General features: G+C 37.0%; 16 protein-coding genes. 12 read left to right on the top strand and 4 right to left on the bottom strand.

Annotated elements, in window-relative coordinates:
• Positions 1 to 4: 4 nt before the first annotated feature.
• Positions 5 to 535 carry a putative signal transducing protein gene (locus TDE_RS07920; RefSeq protein ID WP_002679344.1) on the bottom strand — a complete coding sequence of 177 codons (531 nt, stop codon included), beginning with the start codon at positions 533 to 535 and terminating at the stop codon, positions 5 to 7.
• 126 nt (positions 536 to 661) lie between these two features.
• Positions 662 to 3,199: a helicase-related protein gene (locus TDE_RS07915; RefSeq protein WP_044971578.1), complete on the bottom strand. Its 2,538-nt coding sequence runs from the start codon at positions 3,197 to 3,199 to the stop codon at positions 662 to 664.
• 239 nt (positions 3,200 to 3,438) lie between these two features.
• On the opposite strand from TDE_RS07915, the gene TDE_RS13290 reads away from it, so the two are divergent.
• From TDE_RS13290 to TDE_RS07860, 12 genes are all read left to right on the top strand, one after another.
• The gene (locus tag TDE_RS13290) at positions 3,439 to 3,990 is read left to right on the top strand and encodes an ABC transporter transmembrane domain-containing protein (RefSeq protein WP_281054484.1); all 552 of its coding nucleotides are present in this window, start codon (positions 3,439 to 3,441) and stop codon (positions 3,988 to 3,990) included.
• Positions 3,914 to 5,032 carry an ABC transporter ATP-binding protein gene (locus TDE_RS13285; protein WP_281054483.1) on the top strand — a complete coding sequence of 373 codons (1,119 nt, stop codon included), beginning with the start codon at positions 3,914 to 3,916 and terminating at the stop codon, positions 5,030 to 5,032. The genes TDE_RS13290 and TDE_RS13285 overlap by 77 nt, the downstream gene beginning before the upstream one ends.
• Complete coding sequence (locus TDE_RS07905) at positions 5,019 to 6,686, top strand: ATP-binding cassette domain-containing protein (RefSeq protein ID WP_002679340.1); 1,668 nt, start codon at positions 5,019 to 5,021, stop codon at positions 6,684 to 6,686. Before TDE_RS13285 ends, TDE_RS07905 begins: the two co-directional genes overlap by 14 nt.
• 124 nt (positions 6,687 to 6,810) lie before the next feature.
• On the top strand, positions 6,811 to 7,422 hold the full coding sequence (locus tag TDE_RS07900; RefSeq protein ID WP_002679338.1) for a biotin transporter BioY: 612 nt from the start codon (positions 6,811 to 6,813) through the stop codon (positions 7,420 to 7,422).
• Between the two features lie 3 nt (positions 7,423 to 7,425).
• Positions 7,426 to 8,166 (top strand): ABC transporter ATP-binding protein, encoded by a 741-nt coding sequence (locus tag TDE_RS07895; RefSeq protein ID WP_002679334.1) that lies wholly within the window; start codon positions 7,426 to 7,428, stop codon positions 8,164 to 8,166.
• A complete protein-coding gene (locus TDE_RS07890; protein ID WP_002679328.1) occupies positions 8,157 to 8,753 on the top strand; it encodes a CbiQ family ECF transporter T component in 597 nt (198 codons plus the stop codon). The genes TDE_RS07895 and TDE_RS07890 overlap by 10 nt, the downstream gene beginning before the upstream one ends.
• 49 nt (positions 8,754 to 8,802) lie before the next feature.
• Positions 8,803 to 9,057: a type II toxin-antitoxin system RelE family toxin gene (locus tag TDE_RS07885; RefSeq protein WP_002669263.1), complete on the top strand. Its 255-nt coding sequence runs from the start codon at positions 8,803 to 8,805 to the stop codon at positions 9,055 to 9,057.
• Entirely contained in the window at positions 9,041 to 9,388 is a 348-nt protein-coding gene (locus tag TDE_RS07880) for a helix-turn-helix domain-containing protein (protein ID WP_002669261.1), read from the top strand. The genes TDE_RS07885 and TDE_RS07880 overlap by 17 nt, the downstream gene beginning before the upstream one ends.
• A gap of 102 nt (positions 9,389 to 9,490) precedes the next feature.
• Positions 9,491 to 10,000, top strand: a complete 510-nt coding sequence (def, locus tag TDE_RS07875; RefSeq protein ID WP_002669259.1) for a peptide deformylase — start codon at positions 9,491 to 9,493, stop codon at positions 9,998 to 10,000.
• Positions 9,997 to 10,965, top strand: coding sequence for a methionyl-tRNA formyltransferase (gene fmt, locus TDE_RS07870; RefSeq protein ID WP_002679327.1), 969 nt, complete (start codon positions 9,997 to 9,999; stop codon positions 10,963 to 10,965). The genes def and fmt overlap by 4 nt, the downstream gene beginning before the upstream one ends.
• Positions 10,966 to 10,991: 26 nt before the next feature.
• Complete coding sequence (locus TDE_RS07865; RefSeq protein WP_002678383.1) at positions 10,992 to 11,984, top strand: PASTA domain-containing protein; 993 nt, start codon at positions 10,992 to 10,994, stop codon at positions 11,982 to 11,984.
• 71 nt (positions 11,985 to 12,055) lie between these two features.
• A complete protein-coding gene (locus tag TDE_RS07860) occupies positions 12,056 to 12,772 on the top strand; it encodes a hypothetical protein (protein ID WP_002679326.1) in 717 nt (238 codons plus the stop codon).
• Positions 12,773 to 12,896: 124 nt separating this feature from the next.
• On the opposite strand, the gene rpiA is transcribed toward TDE_RS07860, so the two are convergent.
• Both rpiA and TDE_RS07850 read right to left on the bottom strand, forming a co-directional pair.
• Positions 12,897 to 13,616: a ribose-5-phosphate isomerase RpiA gene (rpiA, locus tag TDE_RS07855; RefSeq protein WP_002679325.1), complete on the bottom strand. Its 720-nt coding sequence runs from the start codon at positions 13,614 to 13,616 to the stop codon at positions 12,897 to 12,899.
• The gene (locus TDE_RS07850) at positions 13,616 to 15,097 is read right to left on the bottom strand and encodes a type I 3-dehydroquinate dehydratase (RefSeq protein ID WP_002679324.1); all 1,482 of its coding nucleotides are present in this window, start codon (positions 15,095 to 15,097) and stop codon (positions 13,616 to 13,618) included. Before TDE_RS07850 ends, rpiA begins: the two co-directional genes overlap by 1 nt.
• Position 15,098 lies beyond the last annotated feature (1 nt).

Below are 15,098 nucleotides of genomic sequence, written 5' to 3'. Positions count from 1 at the left end.
AGGATTAATCTTCTTCTTCAAGTTTAAAAACCACTATACCTGAGGTTTCATGTTTATCGGGTATAAAACTTGATGCAAATAAAACGGTAATTACAGCTCCCATCTTATCCGCCATTCCTGAAACCTTTCCGGATAAACGCTTGTTTTCTGCATATTCTTTTACGATTTTAAATGCATCATCATAATCTTCACGAAGAATATAAAAGTCGGTATGGTTAAAGCCGGTAACACCGTATCCTACAAGAACCGAAGCTACATGTTCATTTTCAACACGGTATGGAATATGTTCACTTTGAAATAATGATTTTATCATCATCAAGTCTTCTTGATAGAACAAGTGCATAAATTTGACGGCCTTTTTTCCCGATTGGACAGCTTCAAAAAAAGCATCTTCCATTTCAACTACATCATCTAAGGCTTCATCTTCTGCAGCAGTTCCGTCGTTTAATTTAACTCCTTCCGAATTTTCTTTCCACGATTTTTTTAAAAATAAAAACACAAAAATACCGCTCAAAACAGCAACTAACCACCACATAAGCACCTCCAATACCGATAAACAGCAAGGCAGAATTCCTGCCGAACTGTTTATCGAACCTCCAATAATTTTTTTTCAAAGGATCACGGTTACCGCTAAAAAACAACAAGTTTTTTAGTACTGACCTTAAATCATCTTATTCATTTTTCCGTAGATAGTGCGGACTATTATTTTTTGGTCTTCGTTAAAATTTTCTCCTGCAAGGTCAATCAAGCTTTGAAGGGATACAAGGCTTTCGTGTAAGGCCGTATGAAAACCTCTTGAAGTTTTAAACCAAAAATGTCCTGTACCGTCACAAAAGAGGGTTATAAAGCCCAGCTGCTTTGTAGTCTTTTTTGCTATTGTAGTTCTAAATAAAAGATTTAAGGAATTTACAAGGGCTTCCAAGTCTTCTTCAATAAAATAATTTTTATTCCTGTCAAAGTGCTTTTCATCTTCTGTTTTTTCTATCTGTTCAATATTAAAATTATTTACCACATTTAAAATTAAATCCATCTTTTCGCCTGAGAGGAGCTCGCTCTTATTGATTTCTATTTTTCCCCTTAAGCCCTTTAATTGCTCCAAGGCTCCGTTTTGATTTTCTTCACTGTATTTTTTGAAGACAGCCTCGGCCGTAAGTTTAAATTCTTTCCATGGAAGAATGAGATGCTTTTTGCCCTTGATTTTTTTGATAAGATAGCGAGTTCCCTCGATAAGAACGCTTTCTTCTTCCGGCTTTTTCTTTTCTTCTTTTTGGTCTGCCCTGTGTTCGTCTTTTTCTTTCTTTGCTCTTTTATCCTTTCTTTCTAAAAGGGCAGGGGCAACCTCTTCAATTATCTTTTTTGAAAGAGGAGAAACCGACATGGCATACATACGCGAAGTTCTGACTATTTCGCCTGCAACTATAAACTGTTCTTTTTCCTTGTACATGCAGGAGCCGGGGTGGATAAAAATCTTTTCTGTTGTGAGGGAGCGGTAAGAGTCCCTTCCCTGAGCCGAGCATACAAACTGAATCATTCCCTTGGCTATAGCCGTAAGGTAGTGTTCCATTTTTCCGCCCGAAAGAATCGGAACGCCCATATCCGAAACTATGAGTTCAAGTTGTTCTTTTATGTTGGCTATTTCGGCCATTACTCTGTCATCGAGATAGTGAATTTTACAAAACCTTTCCTTATCGAGGGCTTGAGAGTACATTCTAAAAACCTTTAAGAATGAGGCAAAATCTCCGAGGGGTTCATCAAAAAGGGCGTGAGCCTTGCGGGCTTCAATTTCTTCGCCTTCGGGGAAGATGACGGGGCTCCGAGCCGATAAAAAAGCCGCGGCGATTAAAACTTCTTCTACAAGGTCGGGGTATCTTGTAATTGCTTCAACTATGATTCGGGATTGTCTTGGAGCCAAAGGGAAAAGACACATCATCTTTCCTATGCTGCTTAAAGAGCGGTCGCTTTCTAGGGCATCGAGCATGTTTAGGGTATCTATGGCTCCTATTATGCCTTTTTTACCCGGAGGCGAAATAAAATCGAAATTTTCAAAGTCGAGAATTCCCAGTTCCGCCATACGCATAACAACCTCGGATAGGTCTGTACGGTAGATTTCTTCGAGGGTATAAAGCTGTCTTGTTTCAAAGTCCTTGCGTGTGTAAAGGCGGTAGCATACTCCTTCCTGAGTTCTTCCGGCTCTGCCTCGTCTTTGATTACATGAGGCTCGAGATATTAGGGTTTCATCCAAACTTGAAGTAAAGGTAAAAGGATTATAAAAGTTAAGTTTTGCAAGCCCCGAGTCTATAACGGCAGCAATGTCGTTTATCGTTATGGAGGTTTCCGCTATGTTTGTCGATATAACAATCTTCTTTTTTCCGAAGGGCGGGGATTTAAAAACTCTTTCTTGTTCTTCTTTGCTTAAACGGCCGTAGAGGGGGAGAATAAAAAGTTTTCTGTACCACGGTTCTTTTGAAAGTCTTTCAATGCAGTCCTTGATGGCTCTTTCCCCCGGAAGAAAAACCAGAATGGCACCGCTTCGTCCCTCGCTTAAAATGCGTCCTACAATCGAGGCTATCTTGTCCATCAAGGCCGTTTCCGCTTCTTGGGTATCGGTAGAAGCCTTAACCGCAGGGGGGTCAAAGATCAGGGTAACAGGGTAGGTGATGGCATCTATTTTGATTACGGGGCATCCGTCAAAGTACATCGAAAATAGATCTGTATTTATTGTGGCCGACGAAATTATAACCTTAAAATCTTTTCGTTCCGTTATTATCCGTTTTAAAAGTCCCAGTATAAAGTCTATATTTAAGCTCCGCTCATGAGCCTCATCTACCAAGATTACGGAGTACTTGCTGAGCCAAGGATCCAGTTTAAGTTCCTGTAAAAGAATGCCGTCGGTCATTATTTTTATTTTCGTATCGTTTGAAGTCTTATCTTCAAAGCGCATCTTATATCCGACAAGGCCGGGCATAGGCTCTTTAAGCTGTTTTGAAATAAATTCGCTCACCGAAAGGGCTGCAATACGCCTCGGCTGGGTAACGCCTATCATACCTGAACGGCTGTAGCCTGCTTCATGTAAAATAACCGGCAGCTGGGTAGTCTTGCCTGAACCCGTAGGGCTTTCTACAACGATTACCTGATTGTGCTCAAGCATTTCCAATATTCTGTCTTTTTGTTCGTATACAGGTAGATTTTTATATTTCATATCTTGAGCATTATAGCTTATTTTGTAGGAGGCTTCAAGTATGGTGGAACAGGCTTGACAACGTATTTTCAACATGATAGACTATTTACAAGTATGTATATTTAAAACTAATTTAAGGATATTGTATAATCATGACACCACATAAATCGTTTATTTCGTACTTTAAAAAATTTTTATTTAGGCATAAAATACTTTTTGCGAGTTTATGTTTATTCTTTTTTTCTCATATTGGGCTTACTTTGTACATACCTCAGCTTTTTCAAAAGTTTATAGACGGAGTTTCAGGCGGACTTGGGACAAAAAGTATTTTAGTAATTGCTCTTTTTTATTTGGGATTTGTTTTTTTTGTAGAGGTTTTAAATACTTTCCGCAATTTTTTTATGCAAAAGCTTTCTTGGAGTTTAACTAAAGCACTGCGTTCCGATATGCTAAAAAATCTTTTGCAATTGGATATGACTTTTTATCATAACAATTCTGTCGGCGAATTGGTAGAATGTGTTGAAGGCGATGTGTTAATTCTTTCAAATAATATTTCTACTTTTGTACTTGATATAATTTCGAATATTATTATTCTTTTTGGGATTTTAATAATTGTTTTTTTTAATTCCGTTCTATTAGGATGTATTTTTGTTATTTGTTCCGTTATCAGTATTATTATGATGTTGCGTCAATCCAAAAAAGATACTAGTTCTCTTGAAACTGTGCGAAAAAAACATGGCAGAGGTGAATGCCCTTGTTACGGAAACTATTACAGGACGAGAAGAGCTTCACAGCTTAAACGCAAGAGATAAAATCCTTGAAAAGTCAGACAGCTTACATGATACATCTTTTAAAAATGAAAAAAAATTTTATAGACTTTTTACTTTTACGATGATGTTAAACCAAGCTATAACATTTATTGAAAAATCCTGTTTGGTTGTGCTCTTGTTTTATTTACTAAAAGATGCGAAGCTAAGCCTCGGTCAAACTTTTATGTTATATAATTATTTTGTACTTTTAGAATGGCCGCTTGAAATGCTCGCTCAAAATGCAACTACATTTCAGGGTCTTGGTGCAAGGATAAATAGGGTTTTTAAATTATATATTGAAAAGCCCCATATTTCTTTTGGGAATAAAACTCTCGATGATAAAACATATAGTGTTGAGTTTAAAGATGTTTCCTTTGCCTATGATGAGCGGGATTTGATTTTAGATAATTTAAGTTTTAAAATAAATGCCGGAGATCATTGTGCTTTACAGGGAAGGACTGGAAGCGGAAAATCGACTCTTGTAAAACTTTTATTAAAGCTTTATGAACCACAGTCCGGAGAAATTTTATTAAACGGTGTTCCATTAAATGAGTTCAGTCAAAAATCGCTTGCTGAAAACATCGGATATGTAAGTCAGAGTATTGTTCTTTTTTATGCAAGTATTAGGGATAATATCCGCATGTTTGACGAAAGCATTTCCGATGAGCAAATAAAAGAAGCTTTAAAGAAAAGCGGAATGTATGAAAAGATTATGGCTTTACCAGGAGGCTTAGATTATATTTGTGAAGACGGAGCGGCAAATTTTTCCGGTGGAGAAACTCAGCTTTTAGCTTGTGCGAGGTTATTCTTAAAACAAAGTAAAATTATTATTTTGGACGAGTCCACTGCAAAACTTGATAATACTGAGCAGGAAAAAATTCAGCTTGCATTTGATGAACTTATAGAAAACAAAACGGCAATTATAATTGCCCACAGAACTGAAACTTTAGAAAAAACAAATGTAAAATTTTTATTGGAGAATGGAAAATTATCTCAAGGAGAAAAAGCAATCCTCTCCGAAGGAGGAGCAAATGAAACAAATTAAACCGGAATCCTTATTATCGGTTAACTTAAAAGTTATAAAACGGCATCCGTTTTTTTTCTTGGCGGCAATGGTCTCGGCTTTTTTGCTTCAGTTTACCGCCGGATTGTTTCCTGCATTTATCGAAAAGCAAATGTTTTCTCTTTTTGAAAATAAAATTGATTTGCCATTGGGTGTTTGGTTTATTATTATTTTGATGGCGACCGGATTTTTGTTTACAGCTTTTGCATATATAACTATGAATATGGGATGGCTTTTTAGAACAAAAATAAAAAAACTTTTTGTAAGTAAAATGCTTCGGGCAATTATATTACAACCGAAAGAGTTTGATACTTCTGAGGCAATCGGGGAAACCGCTTATAAATTCCGTGAAGATATAGATCAACTTTCTTTTTTACTCACAGGATCTTTTCCGCATTTTTCTACATCTTTAGCTATTGCTATCGTAACGGTTGTGTTAATGTTTTCTGTTAATGTAACTTTTACGTTTATTGCTCTTGTTTTAATTGCTTTGAATATTGGGATTATTACTTTGCTGCTTCCAAAGGTAGAACGCTGGCGTGAAAACAGCCTCAAAGCGGCTGCGGCAACTTCAGGTTTTTTAACGACTGCATTACAATCCGCCCAAGAAATAAAAACCGATTATAAAAATCAAAACTTTATCGATGCTTATTTTAATATAAATCAAAAAGCTGCGAAAGCCGCTCTTCAGGAAAATATCGGCAGCTCTTTAATTAAATCACTGTTTAGATTGGGGCATCAGCTGATTACTTCGGCAATGTTGATTTTTATTGCTTTAAACATCGAGACTATTAGTTTTTCTGTGGGAGATCTTGCTTTTTTTATCAGCTTATCTGTTTCACTTTCAAACTTTGCATCTTCTGTTTCGGATTTTTTTGTCAGCATAAAACAAACAAAAATTTCTCTGGAGCGTGTTCAAGATATTTATACAAAAGCTAAAAACGAGGATGAACAGCTTGATATAAAAAGTCCGCAAGAATATAATATCGAGTCCATTGTTGTAAAAAATCTTTGTGTGGAGTATCCCGAGAGCAATTTTAAAATAGAAAAATCGTTCGAGGTTTCCGGCGGGGAGTATTATTTTATTACAGGTGCCGTTGCTTCGGGAAAAAGTTCTCTGATAAAGTCCATGCTGGGAATTACTAAAAAAGCCGGCGGTGAAATAATCTTAAATGGAAAAATAATAGAAAAGCCCGAAGCGATTTTTGTTTCGCCCCTTGCCGTTTATGTTCCGCCGACCCCGCAAATTTTTAACGCAAGCTTGCGTGAAAATCTTTTACTCGGTCTTAGCTCTGAAGCGGAAGGGACCATTACCGAAGCGGAAATCCAAAAAGTTTTAAGAATTACCCGCTTAGACAAAGACATGGAAACCATGCCCAACGGCTTGGAAACAAAAGTCGGTAACTTAACGGGTGGCGTTTCAGGCGGACAAACCCAACGCATTGGAATTGCAAGGGCTCTTTTATGTAAGACTAAACTTGTAGTTTTAGACGATTGCTTTACTGCCGTTGATTCCGGGCTCGCAGGCGAAATTCGCAAAGACATCGCCGCTCTCGATGATTTAACGGTAATCGAAATAAGCAATCGCTGCCCAAATCTTGAAATGATTCCGAGAATAAAACAGCTTGAGTTTTAAACCGGCAAAATATTTAAGCCGAATCGGTCAGATTTAACCTGAGGCAATACGGGGGCTTGACATAGGTCTCTTAAATTGTTACCCTATTTTATTATTATGGTTATCAATTTGATTTGGAGAAAATATGAGCTCAAATTTTAAACTATCGATTATGCCGATTTTTGTTCCGCTTTTTGCGGCTCTTATTGCCGTAAGCGGTTTTATAGCATTTCCTCTTCCCGGAACTCCCGTTCCAATAGTGCTTCAAAATATGATGCCTATTTTGGCATCGGGGCTTTTAGGGGGGCTTTACGGGACGGCTTCAACAGCTCTTTTTTTGATTGCCGGTTTACTCGGCCTTCCCGTTTTTTCGGGCGGAAGAGGGGGGCTTGCACATCTTTTAGGGCCGACGGGAGGCTTTTTAATCGGCTATCTTGCGGCAGCAGCTTTTTTAATTATTTTTTTTAGAAAGCCCGGAGCAAAGGACCTTGCCTTAGTTTCTTCAGGTAAAAATAATAGCATTAAGTTAATAAACTATTTAAAAATAATTGCAGCCTCTTTTTCAGGCTTTGCTCTTATTTATGTTTTTGGGATAGCAAGATTTATGCAGCTTACAAACAGGGGGCTTTTTGAATCATTGAGCCTTGCCTGTATTCCTTATTTGCCGGGGGATTTTATCAAGATGATATTAGTTTCCGCTTTAATTTATAAGCTGCGTCCCGTTACGGCAAGATATTTTTTAGAGGCTTCTTCTTAAACCATGAAAGCAGAAATTATAAGCTTAAAAAATATAAGCAAGACCTTTGTTCAAAGCTCTTTTGACGGAACGGTTAATTTTAAGGCCTTGGATGAAATTTCTTTGAGCGTTTTTAAGGGAGAGAGCATTCTTATTTCAGGCGCTAACGGTTCGGGAAAAACTCTTCTTATGTCGATTATTGCAGGGCTTATAAGGCCATCATCGGGGCTTGTAGATGTAAAAGAAAGATGCGGCATAGTTTTTCAGGATTCAGACTTACAGATATTGGGAGAAACACCTGAGGAAGATATTATGTTCGGGCTAAAAAATATAAAACTTCCGCAGGAAGAAAGAAAAAAAAGACTGGAAACTGCCTTGGAAAAAACAGGCTTAAAGGATAAGCGTTATTATTCTTCCCGTTCCTTATCGGGAGGAGAAAAGAGGCGGCTTTGCGTTGCAGGAATTTTGGCGATGAAGTTTCCGGTAATCATCTTTGATGAGCCCTATGCAAATTTGGATTATGAAGGGGTAGTGCAGGTTAATTCCCTTATTAAAGAATTAAAGACCGAAAACTATACCCTTCTTATTTTAAGCCATGAGCTTGAAAAATGTTATGCCCTCGCCGACAGGTTTTTAGTTCTCCATAGGGGGAAAAAGGTTTTTGATGGGACTGCTGAAGAGGGCTTAAGACAAAACCTAAAAGAATGGAGTATAAGGCCTCCTCTTACTTCATACACAAAAAGGGAGGATTTAATTTGGATATAAGGCCCTTATTTTCTTACCGAAGGGGAACGAGCTTTTTACATAGGATGTCCCCCCTTTTAAAATTGTTTTTTCTTTTCGGCTTTACAGCCATAATTTTTTTCTTTCCTAATTATGTTTTCTTTTATTCGGTCTTTTTTGTTTTTTTTGCCCGTTTTATAGGTTTTTCGTTTTTAGAGCAATTACGGGATTTAAAACCGATTCTGCCTTATTGCCTGCTTCTTGTAAGCCTCCATGTTTTTTCGGTTCTTATAAAAACGGAAAGCAGTATAAAGGATTTGGTCTTTCTTATTTTAAAACTCATCTGTCTTATGCAGATAAGCTCCCTTTTTTTTAATACCACAAGCTCTCTTCAATTGAAGGAGACATTAGAAAAAATTTTACCCTTTAAGCTTGCTGTTTTGTTTTCCCTTTTTTTGTTTTTTATTCCTCTTTTGTTTTCTATTTGGACAAAGCTGGATCACTCTTGGAAGGCAAGGGGAGGAAAAAAAAGTCTTTTAAAAATTTTTAAACTTTTTCCGATTTTTATTTCCGAAGCCCTTTACAAAGGCCAAAAACTGATGTATGCACTGCGAAACCGCTCAGAATGAACTGAAAAAAATAATTGACAAAAACTTATAATTATCTTATAATAGAACAATGATATCGATTAGATGGAGCCGAAAAGCGTCAAAACAACTTAACAAAATACAAAAAGCTGATAAAAAGCAAATTCTTGAAGCTGTTGATACTTTATCCGGATTTCCGTATGTTTTAAATGTAAAAGCATTAAGTAATCATAAATACGATTATCGATTGCGTGTCGGTAGATATAGGATTCTATTTAATCACATTGAAAAAATACATATATTATCAATCGAGGAGGTAAAAAAAAGAGATGACAACACTTATTGATGTTCAATTTATAGCAGGAAAGGACGGGAAACCGGAATATGCGGTTATTCCTTTTAAAGTTTTTCAAACATTATGTAATCATAAGGTAAGAGAATTTAACGAAAAAGAAACAATTCCGCATGAAGTAATAAAAAAAATACATTTGGAAGATATGAGTTCCATTCAGGCATGGCGTGAATACTTAAACCTTACACAGACTGAAATTGCCGAAAAAATGGGGATAAGCCAAGCAGCCTATAGTCAGATGGAAACATCCAAAAAGAATCGAAAAGCAACACTGGAAAAAATAGCCCAAGCTATGAATATTGACTATTTGCAATTACGAATATAATTTTTATACATTATATAAATTTAACACAATTAAATTCGTATTTTATGCCAAAATTTACAGCATGGTTGACGGTGCAGCCCTTATTTTGTATAATCATACTCTATGAAAGTATTATATTTAGGCGAAGAAACTTTGAGGGAAGTATCCAAACCTGTTGAAAAAATAGATGAAAATATTAAAAGCTTAATCGACGAAATGTTTGTTACCGTAAAAAAAGAAAACGGTATAGGCTTGGCGGCTCCGCAAGTAGGAGAAAACATAAGACTTTTTATCGTATTTATAAACGAACAAAAATATGTTTTTATAAACCCTGAAATTATCGAAACGTCTCAGGAAATGTGTTTGATGGAAGAAGGCTGTTTGAGCATACCTAAGGTCTATGATGAAGTTATGAGACCTTCAGCCGTAAAAGTGCAGTTTTTAAATATTGACGGTAAAATAAAGACCATTGAGGCCTCAGGACTCCTTGCCAGAGTTATTCAGCATGAAAATGACCACTTAAACGGAATTCTTTTTATAGACCGTTTAAGCGAAGAAAAAAAGGCCGAAGCTATCGAAAAGTTTGAGCATAAAAAGGCTCTTTTTTCAAAAAAGAGGATCCGCCTGAGATGAGAATCCTTTTTGCGGGAACTCCTTCCTGTGCCGTACCTGCCTTAAACCTGATAGCTCGCGAATTTGACCTTTGCGGAGTATTGACAAATCCTCCGGCTCCGGCAGGACGGAATAAAAAGATGCAGGATTCCGATACGGCTCTTGCAGTAAAGGAGCTTATAAAAGAAGGTGTTTTACCGGAAAACTTTCCTATTTTGACACCTCAAAAACTTGATGATAATTATAGAAAAGAACTTGAGGCTTTAAAATCGGAGCTTTTGGTTTGTTTTGCCTACGGTAAAATTTTCGGACCTAAGACTATGGCTCTTTTTCCGCTGGGCGGAATAAATATTCATCCCTCTCTTTTACCAAGGTGGAGGGGGCCGGCCCCTGTTCCTGCGGCCATATTGGCGGGAGATAAACTTACCGGAATTACGATTCAGACCCTTGCTCAAAAAACGGATTGCGGAAGTATTTTGGGACAGCTTGAAATTCCCTTAAATGATTCCGAAACAACGGAAAGCCTTTTAGCCGATTGTGCCGATAAGTGCTGCCCGCTTTTACGTGATGTGCTTTCGGATTTTGAAAACAAATTAAAGCAGGCAAGGCCTCAGGAAGAGGCAAAAGCTCTTTATTGCTCAATGTTAAAAAAAGAAGACGGGCTTATAGATTGGTCAAAGCCGGCTGAAGAAATTGAAAGAAAAATAAGGGCATTTACCCCATGGCCGGGCTGCTTTACCTTTAAAAACAGCGAAAAAATAAGCATAATTGAAGCTAATTTATATGAAGATGCTTCAAATGAAATGACAAAAAATAAAAAATTTGGTACAATACTGGGTACCGATAAGAAATGCGGTATTTTAATTCAAACAGGAAATGGAATACTCGCTGTTTCGGTATTACAAAAGCAGGCAAAAAAAAAGCTTGAATGGAAGGATTTTTTAAACGGCTCTCCGGATTTTTTGGAAGGCGGTTTTGAAACATAAATTTTAAAATATGGATGGTGGAATAAATGGGTCTTGGTGATATTGCAGACAGCATAGAAAGTAACGGAAAAGTGATAGTTATTACTTCTTTAGTAATGCTTGTGTTTTTTATTATTGTTTCTACAATCGTGTTTTTTATGTCGGTAAAAACGGCCGATCAAGTTTTGGTTCCTAATATCGAAGGCGAAAAATTTGAAGATGCGGTTCTTAAACTACAGGTTAAAGAACTCTATCCTCGTCTTCAGTTAAGATTTTCGGATAATACCGAAGATGCAGGGACGGTTTTAGAGCAAAGCCCTCCTGCAGGAACTATCGTTAAAGCCGGAAAAAGAATAACTGTCACTGTAAGCAGTGGTGCCGTTCTTGACAGAGTAGAAAATTATGTGGGAAAAACCTTATCGGAGGTTCAACAGCATTTTGCCTCTCTTTTTACTTCAGGCCGTAAACAGTTGATTTCGATAAAAGAACCGATTATGTACAAATCAAGTTCAATTCCTGCCGGTACGATTTTGGAGCAAAATCCCGCTCCGGATACAAAGATATCCGAAGGCGTTTTTATTGAATTTATTGTAAGCAAGGGCCCTGAAAATGAGAAGGTTTCCGTTCCAAACATGGAAGGGCTTAAACTTGACGATATTTATTCTGCAATAGCTCAAAGTAAAATTTCATTTGTAATAAAAGCCGAAGTCAATTCTTCTCTTGATGCCCCGGTTGTTGTCAGTCAAAGCCAGCCGGCAGATTCCTCTATAGATGCTTACTCTCAAATAGAATTAGGTATGCAATTCCCCGATTCTACCGAAAAAATGGTTTACGGTGTTTATTCGCCTGCTTTACCTAGATATCCTTATCCGGTAAAAGTTACGGTTGATGCCGTATATCCTGACGGAAAGAGAAAGGAGCTTATAAGTTTTAATCATCAGGGAGGAAAATGCAGCATTCCTTACGGTCTTCCCCAAGGGACGGTTCTTGTTCTAACCGTATTAAACAAACAGGTTCAAATGTTTGAAGTAAAACAATAGGTTGTAACTAAGATAGAATTCATATTGTTTAGAGTTTGTATTCTATAATAAATAAATTAAGGAGACATAAAATGAATAGAAAAATTTTGAGTATTTTAAGTGCCTTTATGTTTTTGATTGTTTTGGATTCATGTAAAACAGCACCCAAAAATGATCCTAATTTTTTAGGTGACTTTTCTCCTATAGATTTAGGAACACTTATCGGAGGTTCAGTTAAGAGGACAAAGGAAGAGATAAAACCTACCGAATTTAAATTTACTTTTTACCCACGCACAAATATTGTATCTATTGAGCATAAATTTATGATTGATAAGGTTGAAGTTTTTTTGGATCAAGCAGATAGGGAAATATTGATTAAGGCAATGGAAACTTATCTGTCTTCTTATAACGATAGAAATTTGAGTGCCGCTAATGCAAAAAGAAAAGCTTTTTTCGGGAAGACAAAGGTCTCTATGACTTGGGGACTTTTTGGCGGAGGCGCACATGAGGCAAAACCGACATTAAGAGCAGAATATCAATTATTATCTGAAAATAAACCTTATTTTATATTAGGTAATGCAACAACAAAGGCTATAGGGGAAAGAGATGATGCAAGCTGTCCGGCTTTACGATTGGCATTTTCTCCAGCCCAATGTGAAGACCTTATTGAGCTTTTAAAACAAGATAATCTTGTTAAAATTGTAGAAGGTATGCAAAAGGACTTTGATCGTTTTGAACCTTCAAATAAAACTGAAAACGGCAACAAAGAAAATGCGGAAAAAGATAAGGTAAACTACGACGGTTTTTAACATAAAATAAACCGCAAAGGTTAAGAAGATCGCAAAGATTTTTTTAGGATGTTTTTTAATCAATTATTATTCTTTGCGCTCTTGTGGGGTAATTTTATAATATAATTATTATAAAGTGTATCTTTTATAAATCTTCTATATTTCCATCTTGGTGTACGATAAATACTCTTGGAGTGTTTTTTGTAAAAAAACCGTTTTCTACTACACCTGTAATCTTGTTTAAACTTTCTTCCAAGGCTTTGGGATCTACATCGGCTGCTTTAGGCCATTTTACATCAATTATAAAGTTTCCGTTGTCGGTAACAACAGGTCCCATTTTTTTTACGCCCTCACGCAGAAATACTTCTATGCCTTGGGCTTCAAGAGCCTTTGTAATACTTAAACGTGCTTCCGGTATAATTTCTATCGGAAGGGCAAATCCTTTTCCCATAGATTTAACTTTTTTTCTTTCATCGGCAATGACAACAAATTCTTTTGAATTATATGCTATTATTTTTTCTTTGAGGAGGGCAGCTCCGCCTCCCTTGATTAGGTTTTTATCGGGGTCGATTTCGTCTGCTCCGTCTATAGCAAGGTCTAAGCTTCCTCCTATTTGCTGAGAACTTAAAGAATAAATAGGGATGCCTAGTTTTTCACATTCGATTGATGTTTGAAAACTTGTAGGTACGGCGTATATTTTTTTTAACTTACCTGACGACAATAATTGGGCGAGACGGTGTACAGCCGGCATAGCTGTAGAGCCTGTGCCGAGTCCTATCTTCATTCCGTCAAAAATTTTTCCTTCCGAAAAAAGAGTGTCTATTGCATGATAGGCAACTCTTTCTTTTAACTGTGACGTGTCCATTATAAATACTCCTTTCCTGCAAAAGCTTTAAATTGATGATAGGCTTGATATTCAAGCATTTTATAGCCGTTACAAACCTGACATCCTGCCGTCCTTGCCCGCTTTAACATCTTAGTGGTTTCAGGCCTGTAGATTAACTCAAATACTTTTTCTTTTCCTGTAAAGGTATAAAAATTAAGAGGGTCCATATATATGTCGGGCTCCATACCGGCATTTGTGGTTTGAATTATCAGTTCCGAAAAAGCATGAAGCTGTTTTATATTTATAGGATCCAATAGTGCCCATTTAAATTTATATTTTTCGGCTATGTTTTTAGCTTTTTCGGCCGTACGATTAAAGATACAGGCTTTTCCATGGAGAGAGCTTATTACTTCTGCGACGGCTCTGGCTGCTCCTCCGGCCCCTATAATAGCGACCTTATATTTGCGTAAGTCTTTTTCGTTTAAGAATTCCATTAAAGCCTGCTGAAAACCGTCAACATCCGTATTATAGCCGAACCATTTTTTGTTTTCGCTTACCAAGGTATTTACGGCTCCGATAAATTTAGAGGCTTCGGATATGGAATTTATCAGAGGAATGATTTCGCTTTTAAAAGGAGCCGTAACGGAAAGACCTTTTATCTTAAGAAGATTGGCAAAGTCCAAGGCTTCCTTTGATGACACCGCCGATATTGGGATATAAACGGAATTAAGATTTTTTCGTTTAAAACCCTTATTATGAATTTGGGGGCTCAAACTTGTGTTTACATCCTTACCTATAACTCCATAAAGACTTGTCTCCTCATCGATTTTTGAAAATCCGTATAATTCTTCTAAAGTTTCAGGATCTATAAGTTCTTGTTCAAGTTTATTTTTCTTTATGTATTCGGGAGTGAAGGTATATACTATTTGGGAATTTAATTTATTTGATAGGATACGGGAGCTTAAACCGTATGGCCCCATAACCGATAAAATGTACTCTTGGTTTTTTATCAGCTTTGATGCTTTAAAAAGCTCGGAAACATCGTTTAAACAATTTGCCGTAAAAGCCAATTTGGGAATGTCGGTTTCAAAACGGCTTAACCCTTCTACGGTCTTTACTATATTTTTTACCGGAACCTTACTGTGAAGGCTTCTTATTATTTTAATATCAAAGGCCCTTGCCGCTTCTTCGATTCCGGATGAATCAAAATCGCTTTCCAAATCTATATAAGAAAAATTTTTTATCGGGTCGGCGTTTGCAAAGGCAAGGCCGCGTGCAAAGATTGTCATCCTTGCACCTTCGCCTCCCGTAAAATTTCCGCCGTCAGATTTTCTTCGAACGGTTAAGATACAAGGGATTCCGGCCCGTTCAGGGAAATTCCTTAAATAGAGTATTTCGCTTTGATTGAGATAATCTACACGAAGCTCCGCAATATCAATAAACTTCTTATACTTTTCCAGTGCGGAAAGATTTTTTTCGATTGTTTTTTCCGTTAAAACAAGACAGACCTTTGTAGACATA

The organism is Treponema denticola ATCC 35405, assembly GCF_000008185.1.
Lineage (GTDB): Bacteria > Spirochaetota > Spirochaetia > Treponematales > Treponemataceae > Treponema_B > Treponema_B denticola.
Note: the sequence above shows the minus strand (reverse complement) of the source record. Positions and strands in the feature narration are given on the sequence as shown.